Source organism: Streptomyces sp. NPDC001663 (assembly GCF_042893105.1).
Classification (GTDB): Bacteria; Actinomycetota; Actinomycetes; order Streptomycetales; family Streptomycetaceae; genus Streptomyces.
In genome coordinates this window covers 113,803-128,691 of the sequence record NZ_JBIAUR010000020.1, presented here as the reverse complement: position 1 = coordinate 128,691, position 14,889 = coordinate 113,803, and the positions used below count along the sequence as shown (strand labels likewise).

Sequence of the window (14,889 nt, the reverse complement as noted above, 5' to 3'; positions counted from 1 at the left end):
CTCCCCCCGAGCTCTCCCCAGAGCCCGCTATGAAATTGATGTGGCCATGCTGTAAAGCAGTGGCAGGGGGAAACCTATGGGACTTTCTTTACCGATTCAAGAGAGTTACTGATGGGTCGGCGCGAACATCCGCAGTACGGCGGGGAGTACGACGACCGACGGGCCCGGCGTCGCGAGGGCCTTCGCGAGGTCCGCCTCCAGCGTCTCCGGCGCCGTCCGCATGCCCGGCACCCCGAACGACTCCGCCAGCGCCACGTAGTCCGGCCGGGTCAGCTCCGTCGCCGTGGCCTGGCCGAACGCGTCGTTCATGTACTCGCGCAGGATGCCGTAGCCGCCGTCGTCGACGATGAGCCAGGTGACGTTCAGGTCGTACTGGCGGGCCGTCGCCAACTCGGCGATGGAGTACAGCGCTCCGCCGTCGCCCGACACCGCCAGCACCGGGGTCGAAGGGTCGGCGGCCGCCGCGCCCAGGGCCGCCGGGAAGCCGTAGCCGAGGCCGCCGGCACCTTGGGCGGAGTGCATGGTGTTGGTGCCCCGGGGGTCGAATGCGGACCAGGCCCAGTAGGCGAGGATCGTCATGTCCCAGAAGGACGGGGAGTCGGCCGGCAGGGCTCGGCGGACCGATGCCAACACGTCCTGTTCCAGGGTGAGTTCCTGGGAGGCGATGCGCTCGGTGACCTTCGTGAGCACCTCGCGCACCCGCTCCGGGGCAGCCCGGTCGGTGCGCTCCTCCACCGTCTCCAGCAGCGCTTGCAGCGCGAGCCGCGCGTCCGCGTGGATGCCCAGCGCCGGGTGGTTGGACTCCAGCTTGCCGAGGTCGGCCTCGATCTGGACGACCCGGCCCCGGGGCTTGAACGTGTGGTAGTTCGAGGAGAGTTCGCCCAGGCCCGAGCCCACCACCAGCAGTACGTCCGCGTCCTCCAGGAAGTCCGTGGTGTGCCGGTCCTCCAGCCAGGACTGGAGGGACAGTCTGTGGTTCCAGGGGAAGGCGCCCTTGCCGCCGAACGTCGTCACCACGGGGGCGTCCAGCCGCTCGGCCAGCTGACGCAGCTTCCCCGAGGCGTCCGCCCGTACCACTCCCCCGCCCGCGATGATCGCCGGGCGCTCGGCGCCCGACAGCAAGTCGGCCGCCACCGCCGTCAGTTCGGGGCGCGGCGGCAGGTCCTCCGGTGTCGCGTCGACGCCGGTCACCACCGGGAGGATCGTCTCCGCGAGCAGTACGTCCTGCGGGATCTCCACCCACACCGGGCCGTGCGGAGCCGTCAGCGCCGACTTCCAGGCCTCCGCGAGCGCGGACGGGATCTGGGACTGGGTGCGGACGGTGTGGACCGACTTGACCACACCCCTGAACGAGGCCGCCTGGTCGGGGAGTTCGTGCAGATAGCCGTGGCGGCCGCCGCCCAGCCCCGGCGTCGGGACCTGGCTGCTGATCGCCACCACGGGCGCGGAGGCGGCGCGCGCCTCCTGCAGTGCGGCGAGCGAGGTGAGCGCGCCCGGGCCGGTCGAGAGCAGCAGCGGGGCGGCCTCTCCGGTCATCCGGCCGTAGGCGTCCGCCGCGAACCCCGCGTTGTTCTCCACCCGCAGGCCGATGTACCGCAGCGAGGAGCGACGCAGCGCGTCGAACATGCCGAGCGCGTGCTGGCCGGGCAGACCGAAGACCGTCGTCGCGCCGAGCCCGGCCAGCGTCTCCACGACCAGGTCCCCGCCGACCCGGCCGGGAGGAGGGTTCAGAGCGGCGGAAATCTGCGCCTGAGTCGGGCGGAGTTCCAGGTCGTGGTCGTGGGTCACTTCGAACGAGCCTCGGCAATCTGGCGGGTCATGATCGTGGTCAGTTCGTACGCCGTGTGGGACGCGGCCACCGACGTGATCTCCGCGTGATCGTACGCGGGCGCCACCTCGACGACGTCGGCCGAAACGAGGTTGCAGGACGCCAGGCCGCGCAGGATCTCCAGGAGCTCGCGCGAGGTCATGCCGCCCGCCTCCGGCGTACCCGTGCCGGGCGCGTGCGCCGGGTCCAGGCAGTCGATGTCGATGGAGATGTAGAGCGGGCGGTCGCCGATGCGCTGGCGCAGCTGGTCGGCCACCTCGTCGGCGCCGCGGCGGTAGATGTCCGCCGATGTGACGATGCCGAAGCCCATCTTCTCGTCGTCGGTGAGGTCCTGCTTGCCGTAGAGCGGGCCACGGGTGCCGACGTGGGACAGGGCCGACGTGTCGAGGATGCCCTCCTCCACCGCCCGCCGGAACGGCGTCCCGTGCGTGTACTCCGCGCCGAAGTACGTGTCCCAGGTGTCGAGGTGCGCGTCGAAGTGCAGCAGCGCCACCGGGCCGTGCTTCTTCGCGACGGACCTGAGCAGCGGCAGCGCGATGGTGTGGTCGCCGCCCAGGGTCATCAACCGCGCGCCCGTGCCGAGCAGTTCGTCCGCCGCGGCCTCGACGGTCTCCACGGCCTCGTTGATGTTGAACGGGTTCACGGCGATGTCCCCGCCGTCCGCCACCTGCGCCAGCGCGAAGGGGGACGCGTCCTGCGCCGGGTTGTACGGCCGCAGCAGCCGGGACGCCTCGCGGATCGCGTTGCCGCCGAAGCGGGCGCCCGGCCGGTACGAGACGCCCGAGTCGAACGGCACGCCCACGACGGCGACGTCGGCGCGTCCGACCTCGTCGAGACGGGGCAGCCGGGCGAAGGTCGCGGGTCCGGCGTACCGCGGGATGCGGGAGGAGTCGACAGGGCCGCGGGGCGTCTCGTTGCTGCTCATGGGGTAATGCCTTCTTTCCTACGCTTCATCGCGTACGGAGCGAATATGGAGCGAACCTAGGGCGAGTATGGGGAGAGTATGAGTCGATAAGTACTACTTCTTGTACGACTCTACTGGGGCGCCGGGACGGGTTCCGACGCGAGTTCGGGGCTCCGTCCGGCGAGCCGCTCGCGCCAGGCGGCGAGTACGGCCGCGTCGGTCGGCTTCGTCGCGAGGGACACGGCGACGTAGGCGGCGAGGGAGGCGAGCAGGCCGTAGTAGACGGGCTCGTTGGCGAGGATGCCGTAGCCCGCCATCAGGCCGATGACCGCGAGGCCGCCGACGATCACCGAGGCGAGCGCGCCCTGCACGGTGCCGCGCTTCCACAGCAGCCCGCCGAGAATGGGCACGAGGAGCCCGCCGACCAGCAGGTTGTACGCCACCGTCAGCGCCTCTACGACGTTGTTGAGCGCGATCGCCGTGCCGATCACCGCGAGGCCCATGACGAGGATGAAGGCGCGGTTGCCCTTGACCTCGTCGTGCTCGTCCTCGGACCCGCGCACGGCTCCCCGCAGCCGCGACCAGATGTCGTTGTTGGCGACGGTCGCGCAGGCGATCAGCGCGCCGGACGACGTCGACATCACGGCGGCCAGGGCGGCGGCCAGCACCAACCCCCTTACGCCGACCGGCAGTTCGTCCTTGACGATGGTCGCGAAGGCGTCGTCCGGGCTGCCGAGCTTGGGGTACAGCACCCTGGCCGCCGTACCGATGACGGCACCGGCGAGGGCGTAGGCGAGACAGTAGGTGCCCGCGACCGTGCCGCCCCACTTGGCCGTCTTGTCGCTGCGGGCGGTGAACACGCGCTGCCAGATGTCCTGCCCGATGAGCATGCCGAACGTGTAGATCAGGACATAGGTGAAGATCGTCTCGCCGCCGATGCCCAGCGGGTCGAAGTACTCAGTCGGCAGCTTGGCCTTCATCTCGGAGAAACCGCCCGCCTTGACGACCGCGATGGGCAGCAGGAGCAGCAGCACGCCGATCGTCTTCACCACGAACTGCACCATGTCGGTGAGGGTGATGGACCACATGCCGCCGAGCGTCGAGTACGCGACGACGATCGAGCCGCCGAGGATGATCGCGACGGTGCGGTTCATGTCGAAGAGGACGTCGAAGATGGTGGCGTACGCGATGGTCGAGGTGACCGCGAGCATCAGCGTGTACGCCCACATGACCACGCCCGAGATGACGCCGGCCCGGCCGCCGTAGCGCAGGTCCAGCATCTCGGAGACGGTGTAGACCTTGAGGCGGGCGATGCGCGCGGAGAAGAAGACGGACAGGGCGAGCAGGCCGAGGCCGATGGTGAAGACCATCCAGGCGCCGGAGAGGCCGTACTGGTAGCCGAGGCCGACGCCACCGATGGTGGACGCGCCGCCGAGAACGATCGCGGCCATGGTGCCGGAGTACATGGCGGGCCCGAGGCGGCGCCCAGCGACCAGGAACTCGCTCTTCGACCTGGCACGGCGCATGCCCCACCAGCCCATGGCCAGCATGCCGACGAGATAGACGACGATCACTGTGTAGTCGACGGCCATGAGGGCCTCCTTCGCGCAGTCGCTGCCGGGCCGATCCGGTTCGACAGTAGGTGGCCGGAAAGCGACTGCGAAGTGTACGTTTCATCCATTCGAGCCGCTTCGGATGGAGGGAACGCACACCATGCCGGATCCCGCTGTTCCCCCCACTCCACCGGTGCCTCTGGCGGCGCTCCTGGCCCGTGAGGACCTCGCCCTGCAGCAGATCGCGGGCCCCTCCGATCCGGACATCGTCATCCACTGGGCACACACCTCGGAGATGGCCGACCCGTACCCGTATCTGCTGGGCGGCGAGCTGCTGCTGACCGCGGGTGTGCACATTCCGGAGGCGGCGGGTTCGGGCACCTACTTCGACGACTACGTGTCGCGGATCGTCGCGGCGGGCGGCGCGGCCCTCGGCTTCGGTCTGGCGCCCGTGCACGACACGGTGCCGCGCGCCCTGGTGGCGGCTTGCGACGCGCACGAACTGCCGCTGATCGAGGTCCCGCCGCAGACCACCTTCTCCGGTGTGGCCCGCGCGGTCTGGCAGCTGATGGCCCAGGCCCGTCTCGCCGAACTCCGCCGCGTCACGGAGGCCCAGCAGAGCCTGGCCTCCGCCGCTTCCCGCCCGGATCCGGTGCCCTCGGTGCTGCGGCAGCTGGGGCAGCGGGTCGCGGGCCGGGCCGCGCTGTACGGGCCGGAAGGGGTGGAGATCGCGTCCGCGGGACGCGCGGTGACGGCCCACGTCAGCGAGGCGCTGGCCGAGCTCGCGGAGGTCGTACGCCCCTCGGGTCCCGGGACGCCCACCTCCGCCACCGACACCGCCGCCGGCACCCATCTCGCCGCCTACGCCCTCGGCACCGGAAAGGGCTTCGTCCTGGGCGTCGCCGCCCCGCGGCGCGAACCGGGCGACCACACCATCGCCTCCGTCGCCGCCGTGCTGCTGTCCCTGCTCACCGGCGAGCACCAGAGCGGCAGCGGTGCGGCGCGGTCGTCGGCGCTCGTACGGCTGCTGCTGGGGGCGCCGCCCGCGGACGTCGCCGCCCTCCTCGGCGCCGAGCGGTGGCTCGTGGTGCATGCACGCCCGGACACACAGGACCCTGGCCCGATGGCCGCCTCCGCGCTGGGCGCCGCCCTCGGGTCGCCGCTGGTCGACCTGGCGGACGATGTCGTACGGGTCCTGGTGCCCGCCGATCGTGAACCGGCCGCACAGCCCGGCTGGACGCTGGGCGTCAGCGCCGCCGTGGCCCCGTCCGGCTGGCCGTCCGCCGACACGCAGGCGGCGCGTGCGCTGGCCCGCGCCCGCGCCACCCGCTCCGCCCTGGTCCGGCACGGCGAACGGGCCGGGCTCGCCGACCTGCTGTCCGCGGACGAGGCCGCCGCGCACGCCCGCACGCTCCTCGCCCCGATCGCCGACACCCCGGCCCTCACCGAGACGCTGCGCACCTGGCTGTCCCTGCACGGCAGTTGGGACCGCACGGCGGTGGCGATGTCCGTCCACCGCAACACCGTCCGCGGGCGCATCGCCCGTTGCGCGACACTCCTCGACACGGACCTCGACGACCCGGACGTACGCATGGAGCTGTGGTTCGCGCTGCGACAGCCCTAGGTGCACGGCAATAGGTACGGCGTACCAGAACTCTGAGTACGTGACCCGCGTCCCAGCGTGCGGGACGCCAGGGACTCGCGCAGTCCGCTGCCCCACAATGGGATTCATGCCGATACCCGGGACCCCCAGCCGCGCCGAGCTCGTCGACCACCTTGTACGGACCCGTATCGCGGGCGATGTCGCGACGCCCCGCGAGAACAATCTCAGCCACTACCGTCAGCTCGCGAACGGCGTCCGCAACTTCTGGCTGGGCCTGGAGCTCGGCGACCGCTGGACCGACGAGCAGGACGTGCTCGCGGTGATGGCCGAGCGGGTGGGCGTGAACGACGACCCCGAGTACCGGTACGGCCAGGACACCATCGACCCCGACCTGACCGTCGACGGCCTGGAGCGCATGGCCGCGCGGCTGCGCAAGGCGGCCGAGGGGCAGCAGCGGGTGCTGCTCGCGACCGGCCACCCGGGCGGCCTGCTCGACGTGCACCGCGCCACGGCCGCCGCGCTGCGCGCCGCCGGCTGCGAGATCGTCGTCATCCCGGAGGGGCTGCAGACCGACGAGGGCTACGTCTGGCAGCTCGCGGACGTGGCGGTGCTGGAGCACGGCGCCACCCTGTGGCACACGCACTCCGGAGAGCCGATGAAGGCCATCCTCACCGCCCTGGAGCAGGAGGGCCGCCCGCTGCCCGACCTGGTCGTCGCCGACCACGGCTGGGCGGGCTACGCAGGGCAGCACGGCATCGACTCCGTGGGCTACGCCGACTGCAACGACCCGGCGCTCTTCCTCGCCGAGTCGGAGGGCACCGTCCAGGTCGTGGTCCCGCTGGACGACCATGTGGTCAGCCCGCGGCACTACGACCCGATGACGGCGTATCTGCTGGCGGAGGCCGGGCTCTCCTAGATACCCGCGATCGATGCGGGGGCGCGCTCGGCGCGGGCGAGCCCCCGTACGACGTCCACGACGCCGTGGCGGCGCACCGCGAGGCGGGCCAGCAGTTCGACGACCGGCGCGCTCACGTGTTCCGGGAACTGCGGGGTCGGCAGGCCCACGCTGAACGCCAAGTCGTCGGCGTGGACGACGAGTTCCATGAGGCGGGTGAGCAGGAAGTCGTCGAGTTCGAGGGACCAGTCGCCCCAGGAGGGCATCCGGATCGGCCGCCGTGGGGGTGCGGCCGTCAGTTCCGGCCGCAGCCTGCCGACGGTGTCCCGCACGCGCGCGAGGAGCGCCTCGTGACCCTCCGCGCCGGTGGCCTCACCGCCCTTGCGGATACGGATGTTGACGGCTCCGTCGACACCGGCGTCCAGCCAGGTCACCCGCTCCAGGTAGTACTCCCGCAGGGACACCACCGGCTGCCCGGGCTCCGGCTCCCGGAGCAGCTCCGGCAGCGCGAGTTCCTGCCAGGCGGTGTGCCCCGCGAGGCCGCCGACGCTGAAGTCCCGCAGTGCGCTGGGCTTTTCCCAGGCGGCGGCGACGGCCGGCTCCGCGATCAGCTCGGCGACTATCCCGGACGCGTCCAGGAACGCCTCCCGGATCCGCCCGCCCCGCCAGTTCCACGACTCTCCAGTCACAGTCATGGGCCCATCCCAGCGCTGCGGCGGGTCCGGATCAACCGAGTTTGCGCCGCGGGGCGCGGACCACGCCTTCCTGGATGACCGAGATGGCCAGCTGGCCGTCCTGCGTGTAGATACGGGCCTGTCCGAGCCCGCGGCCACCGTGTGCCGACGGCGACTCCTGGTCGTAGAGGAGCCATTCGTCGGCGCGGAACGGGCGGTGGAACCACATCGCGTGGTCCAGCGAGGCGCCGACGACATCGCCGACCGCCCAGCCGCCGCGGCCGTGCGCGAGGAGGATCGAGTCGAGCAGGGTCATGTCGGAGACGTACGTGGCGAGGACGACGTGCAGCAGCGGGTCGTCCGCAAGCTTGCCGTTGGTGCGGAACCACACCTGGGAGTGCGGCTCGCGCGGCTCGCCGAACTTGCCGTACGGCGGTTCGTCGACGTAGCGCAGGTCGATCGACTCGCGCGCCTCCAGGAACCTCTCGACGACCTCGGGGGCGAGGTGGTCGTAGCCGCGCAGCCGCTCCTCGGAGGTGGGCAGCGTGGCGGGGTCGGGCGCGGACGGCATGGGCGCCTGGTGCTCGAAGCCCTCCTCGAACCGCTGGAAGGAGGCGGAGAGGGCGAAGATCGGCTGCCCGTGCTGGACAGCGATGACGCGGCGCGCGGTGAAGGAGCGGCCGTCGTTCATGCGCTCGACGGTGTAGACGATGGGCGCGCCCGGGTCACCGGTGCGCAGGAAGTACGCGTGGAGGGAGTGGGCGTGCCGGTCCTCGGGGACGGTACGCCCGGCGGCGACGAGCGCCTGGGCCGCGACCTGTCCGCCGAAGACGCGTGGGACGACGGCGGACCGGGACTGGCCGCGGAAGATGTTCTCCTCGATCTGCTCGAGGTCGAGCAGATCGAGGAGACCCTGTAGTGCCTGGCTCATGGGAGACAGTTGTACCCGCCAGTCATTTCCTGGGGTTTCGTGGGCCTTACAGGCCCATGTCCTTGGCGATGATCGTCTTCATGATCTCGCTGGTGCCGCCGTAGATGCGGTTGACGCGGTTGTCCGCGTACAGGCGGGCGATCGGGTACTCGTTCATGAAGCCGTAGCCGCCGTGCAGCTGGAGGCAGCGGTCGATCACGCGGTGCGCGACCTCGGTGCAGAACAGCTTGGCGGAGGCGGCCTCGGCCGGGGTGAGCTCACCGGCGTCGAGGGCCTCGAGCGCGCGGTCGGCGACGGCCTCGGCGGCGTCCACCTCGGCCTGGCAGGCGGCCAGCTCGAACTTGGTGTTCTGGAAGGACGCGACGGGCTTGCCGAAGACGGTGCGCTCCTGGACGTACTCCTTGGCGAACCGGACCGCGGCCTTGGCCTGGGCGTAGGCACCGAAGGCGATGCCCCAGCGCTCGGAGGCGAGGTTGTGGCCGAGGTAGTAGAAGCCCTTGTTCTCCTCGCCGAGCAGGTCCTCGACCGGGACCTTCACGTCGACGAACGCCAGCTCGGCGGTGTCGGAGGTCTTCAGACCCAGCTTGTCGAGCTTGCGGCCTATGGAGTAGCCCTCGGACTTGGTGTCCACGGCGAAGAGGGAGATGCCGTGGCGGCGGTCCTCGGCGGTGGGCGCGGCGGTGCGGGCACAGACGATCACGCGGTCGGCGTGCACGCCACCGGTGATGAAGGTCTTGGCGCCGTTGAGGACGTAGTGCGTGCCGTCCTCGCTCAGCTTGGCGGTGGTCTTCATGCCCGCGAGGTCGGAGCCGGTGCCCGGCTCGGTCATCGCGAGGGCCCACATCTCCTCGGCGGAGACGAACTTCGGCAGGAACCGCTTCTTCTGCTCGTCGGTGGCGAGCATCTTGATGTACGGCAGGCCGAGCAGCACGTGCACACCGGAGCCGCCGAACTGGACACCGGCGCGCGCGGTCTCCTCGTACATCACGGCCTCGAACTTGTACGAGTCGATGCCGGCGCCGCCGAACTCCTCGTCCACGCGGATGCCGAAGATGCCGAGCTCGGCGAGCTTGTAGTAGAAGTCGCGCGGCGCCTGGCCGGCTGCGAACCACTCGTCATAGACCGGGACGACCTCGGCCTCGATGAAGGCGCGCAGGGTCTCCCGGAACGCCTCGTGGTCCTCGTTGAACACCGTACGGCGCACCGCCGCCACCTCCACCTGACTCAAGGGGTCCATGTCTAAGCGCTTGCTCAGAACATTAAGGTACCGGCGGGTAGGGAGAGGCGTCCAGAGGTGATCCCGTAACGCTCGTCACTCCGCCCCGGCCGCCTCGAAGGCCCCCCGCGCCATCCTGTGCAGCAGCTCCGCCGTCGCCCCGCGCCCCGGCAGCGAGCCCGGCCGCCCGAGGTGCGGGGTCGAGTTCAGGAGCCCGAAGACAGAGTGCACGGCGGAGCGGGCCGCGGGTTCCGCGAGCCCCGGGTAGACCTCGCGGAGCACGCCCACCCACAGCTCCACGTACTGGCGCTGGAGCTGGCGGACCAGCTTGCGGTCGCTGTCGCGGAGGCGGTCCAGCTCCCGGTCGTGCAGGGTGATCAGGGGACGGTCGTCGAGCGCGAAGTCGATGTGCCCTTCGATGAGCGAGTCGAGGACCACCTCGGGCGCGGTGCCGTCCGCCTCCTGCTGGCGCCGCTTGGCACCGGTGAGCAGCTGGCCGCTGATGCCCACCAGCAGCTCGGCGAGCATCGCGTCCTTGCCCGCGAAGTGACGGTAGAGACCCGGGCCGCTGATGCCGACCGCGGCACCTATCTCGTCGACTCCGACCCCGTGGAAACCGCGCTCGGCGAACAGCCGCGCGGCCTCCTTGAGGATCTGCTCGCGGCGGGTGGGGGCGTCGGTTCTGGTGGCCATGGAAGCAATTCTAGACAGGGAGGTTAGCGGTCGTTAACCTGGAGGAAATGGTTAACGCTCATTAACAGTCGACCACTGGGTGAGGGGACCGCACGATGCAAGAGGCACCGGAGCTGACGAGCGCGGCAGATCCCGCGTCGGAGGCCTGGCGGGCCAATGAGCAGGCCCATCTCGCACTCGCCGAGGAGCTGCGCGGCAAGCTCGCCGCGGCCCGGCTCGGCGGTGGCGAGAAGGCGCGGGCCAGGCACACCGCGCGCGGGAAGCTGCTGCCGAGGGACCGGGTGGACACCCTGCTCGACCCGGGCTCGCCCTTCCTGGAGCTGGCGCCCCTCGCCGCCGACGGGATGTACGACGCGGCGGCCCCGGCGGCCGGCGTGATCGCCGGGATCGGGCGGGTGAGCGGCCGCGAGTGCGTGATCGTCGCCAATGACGCCACCGTCAAGGGCGGGACGTACTACCCGATGACGGTGAAGAAGCATCTCCGGGCGCAGGAGGTGGCCCTGGAGAACCGCCTGCCGTGCGTGTATCTGGTCGACTCCGGCGGGGCCTTCCTGCCCATGCAGGACGAGGTCTTCCCGGACCGGGAGCACTTCGGGCGGATCTTCTACAACCAGGCGCGGATGTCCGGGGCGGGCATCCCGCAGATCGCCGCGGTCCTCGGGTCGTGCACGGCCGGTGGGGCATACGTCCCGGCCATGAGCGACGAGGCGGTCATCGTCCGGAACCAGGGGACGATCTTCCTCGGTGGACCTCCGCTGGTGAAGGCGGCCACCGGTGAGGTCGTGACGGCCGAGGAGCTCGGCGGTGGCGAGGTGCACTCCAGGGTCTCCGGTGTGACGGACCACCTCGCGGAGGACGACGCGCACGCGCTGCGGATCGTGCGGAACATCGTCTCCACGCTGCCCGCGCGCGGGGCGCTGCCCTGGCAGGTGCAGCCCGCCGTGGAGCCCAAGGTGGATCCGTACGGGCTCTACGGCGCCGTACCGGTCGACCCCCGCACCCCCTATGACGTACGTGAAGTCATCGCGCGCGTGGTCGACGGCTCGCGTTTCGCGGAGTTCAAGGCCGAGTTCGGGCAGACCCTGGTCACCGGCTTCGCGCGGATCCACGGGCACCCGGTCGGGATCGTCGCCAACAACGGCATCCTGTTCTCCGAGTCGGCCCAGAAGGGCGCCCACTTCATCGAGCTGTGCGACCAGCGCGGGATCCCGCTCGTCTTCCTGCAGAACATCTCCGGCTTCATGGTCGGTCGGGACTACGAGGCGGGCGGCATCGCCAAGCACGGCGCCAAGATGGTGACGGCCGTGGCCTGCACACGCGTGCCGAAGCTGACGGTGGTGGTCGGCGGGTCGTACGGCGCGGGCAACTACTCGATGTGCGGCCGGGCCTACTCGCCCCGGTTCCTGTGGATGTGGCCGGGCGCCAAGATCTCCGTCATGGGCGGCGAGCAGGCGGCCTCGGTCCTCGCGACCGTCAAGCGGGACCAGTTGGAGGCCCGGGGCGAGGACTGGCCGACGGAGGACGAGGAGGCGTTCAAGGCCCCGATCCGGCAGCAGTACGAGCGCCAGGGCAACGCCTACTACGCCACCGCCCGCCTCTGGGACGACGGTGTGATCGACCCGCTGGAGACCCGCCAGGTGCTGGGTCTCGCACTGACCGCCTGTGCCAACGCGCCGCTGGGTGAGCCCCAGTTCGGCGTCTTCCGGATGTGAGGAGGGGACCCATGTTCGACACAGTGCTCGTGGCCAACCGGGGCGAGATCGCCGTCCGCGTGATCCGTACGCTCCGCTCGCTGGGCGTGCGCTCGGTGGCCGTCTTCTCCGACGCGGACGCCGACGCACGGCACGTCCGGGAGGCCGACACGGCGGTACGGATCGGTCCGGCACCGGCGGCCGAGAGCTATCTGTCCGTGGAGCGCCTGCTGGAGGCGGCAACGCGTACGGGCGCCCAGGCCGTGCACCCCGGATACGGCTTCCTCGCGGAGAACGCGACCTTCGCGCGCGCGTGCGCCGAGGCCGGACTGGTCTTCATCGGGCCGCCCGCCGAGGCCATCTCCCTGATGGGCGACAAGATCCGGGCCAAGGAGACGGTGGAGGCGGCCGGGGTGCCGGTCGTGCCCGGTGGGCGAGACCCCGAACTGGCGCAGGCGGCCCGTGAGTTGGGTGCGCCCGTTCTGCTCAAGCCGTCGGCCGGCGGCGGGGGCAAGGGCATGCGGCTGGTACGGGACCTGGCCGTGCTGGACGAGGAGATCGCCGCCGCCCGCCGCGAGGCCCGTGCCTCCTTCGGCGACGACACGCTCCTCGTCGAGCGATGGGTGGATCGCCCCCGGCACATCGAGATCCAGGTGCTGGCGGACGGCCACGGGAACGTGGTGCACCTGGGCGAGCGCGAGTGCTCGCTGCAGCGCCGGCACCAGAAGATCATCGAGGAGGCGCCCAGTGTGCTCCTCGACGAGGCCACGCGCGCGGCGATGGGCGAGGCTGCCGTGCAGGCGGCACGCTCGTGCGGCTACCGGGGCGCGGGCACGGTGGAGTTCATCGTGCCGGGCGGCGATCCGTCGTCGTACTACTTCATGGAGATGAACACCCGGCTCCAGGTGGAGCACCCGGTCACCGAGCTCATCACCGGCCTCGACCTGGTGGAATGGCAGCTGCGGGTGGCGGCGGGTGAGCAACTGCCGTTCAAGCAGGGCGACATCACGCTGACCGGGCATGCGGTCGAGGCGCGCGTCTGTGCAGAGGACCCCGCGCGCGGGTTCCTCCCCTCCGGCGGCACCGTCCTGAAGCTGAGCGAGCCCCAGGGCGACGGCGTCCGCACCGACTCCGGGCTCAGCGAGGGCACGGAGGTCGGCTCGCTGTACGACCCGATGCTGTCCAAGGTGATCGCGTACGGGCCGGACCGGGAGACGGCACTGCGGAAGCTGCGGGCCGCCCTCGCGGAGACGGTGACGCTGGGCGTGCAGACCAATGCCGGGTTCCTGCGGCGACTGCTGGCCCATCCGGCGGTCGTGGCGGGCGAGTTGGACACGGGGCTGGTGGAGCGGGAGGTCGACTCGCTGGTGTCGGCCGACGTCCCGGAGGAGGTGTACGAGGCGGCGGCGGCCGTACGGCTGGAGGCGCTACGGCCCCGGGGCGAGGGCTGGACCGATCCCTTCTCGGTGCCGAGCGGCTGGCGGCTGGGCGGCGCGCCCAAGTCCGTCGGCTTCCCGCTGAAAGTGCCGGGACTCGACCCCGTCACGCATGAAATGCGCGGCAGCCACGCCGTCACCGACGACACCGTCTCCGTCACCCTCGACGGCGTCCGCCACACCTTCCACCGGGCCGCAGACTGGATCGGCCGCGACGGCGACGCCTGGCACGTGCGCGACCACGACCCGGTCGCCGCGTCCCTCACGCGCGCGGGGCATGCGGGCGCCGACTCGCTCACCGCGCCGATGCCCGGCACGGTCACGGTGGTGAAGGTCGCCGTAGGGGACCAAGTCACCGCGGGACAGAGCCTGTTGGTGGTCGAGGCGATGAAGATGGAGCACGTCATCTCCGCGCCGCACGCCGGCACGATCGCCGAGCTGGACGTCACCCCGGGCACGACGGTCGCCATGGACCAGGTGCTCGCGGTCATCACCCCGGTGGAGAACTCGGCGGAGGAGGAGAAATGACGCTCCCCATGGCCGTACCGTCCCAGGGCCTGCCCGCGCGGGTGCGCATCCACGAGGTCGGCGCCCGTGACGGCCTGCAGAACGAGAAGTCGACGGTGCCGACGGAGGTGAAGGCGGAGTTCGTGCGCCGCCTGGCCGACGCGGGGCTGACGACGATCGAGGCGACGAGCTTCGTGCACCCGAAGTGGGTGCCCCAACTCGCCGACGCGGAGCAGCTGTTCCCGCAGATCTCCGACCTCCCGGTCGCCCTCCCGGTACTCGTCCCGAACGAACGCGGCCTCGAGCGGGCGCTCGCGCTCGGAGCCACCCGCGTCGCCGTCTTCGCGAGCGCCACCGAGTCCTTCGCGAAGGCCAACCTCAACCGCACGGTGGACGAGGCGCTGGCGATGTTCGAGCCGGTGGTGGACCGCGCCAGGTCCCAGCAGGTCCATGTCCGGGGCTATCTCTCCATGTGCTTCGGCGATCCCTGGGAGGGAGCGGTACCCCTCCGCCAGGTCGTCCGCGTCTGCAAGGCACTGATGGACATGGGCTGCGACGAGCTGAGCCTCGGCGACACCATCGGCGTCGCGACCCCGGGACACGTGCTCGAACTGCTCTCCCTGCTCAACGAGGAGGGCGTACGGACCGACGTCATCGGGGTCCACTTCCACGACACCTACGGCCAGGCCCTCGCCAACACTCTGGCCGCGCTCCAGCACGGCGTCACCACCGTCGACGCCTCCGCGGGCGGCCTCGGCGGCTGCCCGTTCGCCAAGTCCGCCACCGGCAACCTCGCCACCGAAGACCTCGTGTGGATGCTTCAGGGTCTCGGCATCGACACCGGAGTCGACCTCGGCCGCCTCGTCGCCACGAGCGTGTGGATGGCCGACCAACTGGGCCGACCCAGCCCGTCCCGCACCGTCCGAGCCCTCTCCCACCAGGAGCAGTGATCACAGCC

General features: G+C 71.1%; 12 protein-coding genes. 5 read left to right on the top strand and 7 right to left on the bottom strand.

Going from position 1 to position 14,889, the window contains the following annotated elements; genetic code table 11:
- Positions 1-105: 105 nt before the first annotated feature.
- The 3 genes from ACFY1L_RS45865 to ACFY1L_RS45855 all read right to left on the bottom strand — a co-directional run bounded on the left by ACFY1L_RS45865 (position 106) and on the right by ACFY1L_RS45855 (position 4,324).
- The gene (locus ACFY1L_RS45865; RefSeq protein WP_388839410.1) at positions 106-1,788 is read right to left on the bottom strand and encodes a thiamine pyrophosphate-binding protein; all 1,683 of its coding nucleotides are present in this window, start codon (positions 1,786-1,788) and stop codon (positions 106-108) included.
- The gene (speB, locus tag ACFY1L_RS45860) at positions 1,785-2,753 is read right to left on the bottom strand and encodes an agmatinase (protein ID WP_361257359.1); all 969 of its coding nucleotides are present in this window, start codon (positions 2,751-2,753) and stop codon (positions 1,785-1,787) included. The genes ACFY1L_RS45865 and speB overlap by 4 nt, the downstream gene beginning before the upstream one ends.
- Positions 2,754-2,863: 110 nt before the next feature.
- Complete coding sequence (locus ACFY1L_RS45855) at positions 2,864-4,324, bottom strand: sodium:solute symporter (RefSeq protein ID WP_388839407.1); 1,461 nt, start codon at positions 4,322-4,324, stop codon at positions 2,864-2,866.
- Positions 4,325-4,445: 121 nt separating this feature from the next.
- Here ACFY1L_RS45855 and ACFY1L_RS45850 point away from each other — a divergent pair, with 121 nt between their 5' ends.
- The gene (locus ACFY1L_RS45850; protein ID WP_388839404.1) at positions 4,446-5,909 is read left to right on the top strand and encodes a PucR family transcriptional regulator ligand-binding domain-containing protein; all 1,464 of its coding nucleotides are present in this window, start codon (positions 4,446-4,448) and stop codon (positions 5,907-5,909) included.
- A 106-nt stretch (positions 5,910-6,015) separates the two neighbouring features.
- On the top strand, positions 6,016-6,804 hold the full coding sequence (locus ACFY1L_RS45845; protein WP_388839401.1) for a phosphatase: 789 nt from the start codon (positions 6,016-6,018) through the stop codon (positions 6,802-6,804).
- Here the strand turns inward: ACFY1L_RS45845 and ACFY1L_RS45840 are convergent.
- The 4 genes from ACFY1L_RS45840 to ACFY1L_RS45825 form a co-directional block, all read right to left on the bottom strand.
- Positions 6,801-7,478, bottom strand: a complete 678-nt coding sequence (locus ACFY1L_RS45840; RefSeq protein WP_388839398.1) for a maleylpyruvate isomerase N-terminal domain-containing protein — start codon at positions 7,476-7,478, stop codon at positions 6,801-6,803. The genes ACFY1L_RS45845 and ACFY1L_RS45840 overlap by 4 nt on opposite strands.
- Positions 7,479-7,509: 31 nt before the next feature.
- The gene (locus ACFY1L_RS45835) at positions 7,510-8,388 is read right to left on the bottom strand and encodes an acyl-CoA thioesterase (RefSeq protein ID WP_388839396.1); all 879 of its coding nucleotides are present in this window, start codon (positions 8,386-8,388) and stop codon (positions 7,510-7,512) included.
- A 46-nt stretch (positions 8,389-8,434) separates the two neighbouring features.
- Entirely contained in the window at positions 8,435-9,592 is a 1,158-nt protein-coding gene (locus ACFY1L_RS45830; protein WP_361258163.1) for an acyl-CoA dehydrogenase family protein, read from the bottom strand.
- 108 nt (positions 9,593-9,700) lie between these two features.
- Complete coding sequence (locus tag ACFY1L_RS45825; RefSeq protein WP_388839393.1) at positions 9,701-10,297, bottom strand: TetR/AcrR family transcriptional regulator; 597 nt, start codon at positions 10,295-10,297, stop codon at positions 9,701-9,703.
- 95 nt (positions 10,298-10,392) lie between these two features.
- Between ACFY1L_RS45825 and ACFY1L_RS45820 the strand changes: the two genes are divergently transcribed.
- From ACFY1L_RS45820 to ACFY1L_RS45810, 3 genes are read left to right on the top strand one after another with little or no spacing between them, the layout of a single operon-like run.
- A complete protein-coding gene (locus ACFY1L_RS45820) occupies positions 10,393-12,009 on the top strand; it encodes a carboxyl transferase domain-containing protein (protein WP_388839390.1) in 1,617 nt (538 codons plus the stop codon).
- 11 nt (positions 12,010-12,020) lie between these two features.
- The gene (locus ACFY1L_RS45815) at positions 12,021-13,952 is read left to right on the top strand and encodes an acetyl/propionyl/methylcrotonyl-CoA carboxylase subunit alpha (protein ID WP_388839387.1); all 1,932 of its coding nucleotides are present in this window, start codon (positions 12,021-12,023) and stop codon (positions 13,950-13,952) included.
- Complete coding sequence (locus tag ACFY1L_RS45810) at positions 13,949-14,881, top strand: hydroxymethylglutaryl-CoA lyase (protein WP_388839384.1); 933 nt, start codon at positions 13,949-13,951, stop codon at positions 14,879-14,881. Before ACFY1L_RS45815 ends, ACFY1L_RS45810 begins: the two co-directional genes overlap by 4 nt.
- Positions 14,882-14,889: the final 8 nt, after the last annotated feature.

What these genes read in the sequence shown, in the direction of transcription:
- ACFY1L_RS45820 (WP_388839390.1), top strand. Translation starts at nt 10,393, where the DNA reads ATGCAAGAGGCACCGGAGCTGACGAGCGCGGCAGATCCCGCGTCGGAG.
- ACFY1L_RS45815 (WP_388839387.1), top strand. Translation starts at nt 12,021, where the DNA reads ATGTTCGACACAGTGCTCGTGGCCAACCGGGGCGAGATCGCCGTCCGC.
- ACFY1L_RS45825 (WP_388839393.1), bottom strand. Translation starts at nt 10,297, where the DNA reads ATGGCCACCAGAACCGACGCCCCCACCCGCCGCGAGCAGATCCTCAAG.
- ACFY1L_RS45840 (WP_388839398.1), bottom strand. Translation starts at nt 7,478, where the DNA reads ATGACTGTGACTGGAGAGTCGTGGAACTGGCGGGGCGGGCGGATCCGG.
- ACFY1L_RS45855 (WP_388839407.1), bottom strand. Translation starts at nt 4,324, where the DNA reads ATGGCCGTCGACTACACAGTGATCGTCGTCTATCTCGTCGGCATGCTG.
- ACFY1L_RS45810 (WP_388839384.1), top strand. Translation starts at nt 13,949, where the DNA reads ATGACGCTCCCCATGGCCGTACCGTCCCAGGGCCTGCCCGCGCGGGTG.
- ACFY1L_RS45845 (WP_388839401.1), top strand. Translation starts at nt 6,016, where the DNA reads ATGCCGATACCCGGGACCCCCAGCCGCGCCGAGCTCGTCGACCACCTT.
- ACFY1L_RS45850 (WP_388839404.1), top strand. Translation starts at nt 4,446, where the DNA reads ATGCCGGATCCCGCTGTTCCCCCCACTCCACCGGTGCCTCTGGCGGCG.
- speB (WP_361257359.1), bottom strand. Translation starts at nt 2,753, where the DNA reads ATGAGCAGCAACGAGACGCCCCGCGGCCCTGTCGACTCCTCCCGCATC.
- ACFY1L_RS45835 (WP_388839396.1), bottom strand. Translation starts at nt 8,388, where the DNA reads ATGAGCCAGGCACTACAGGGTCTCCTCGATCTGCTCGACCTCGAGCAG.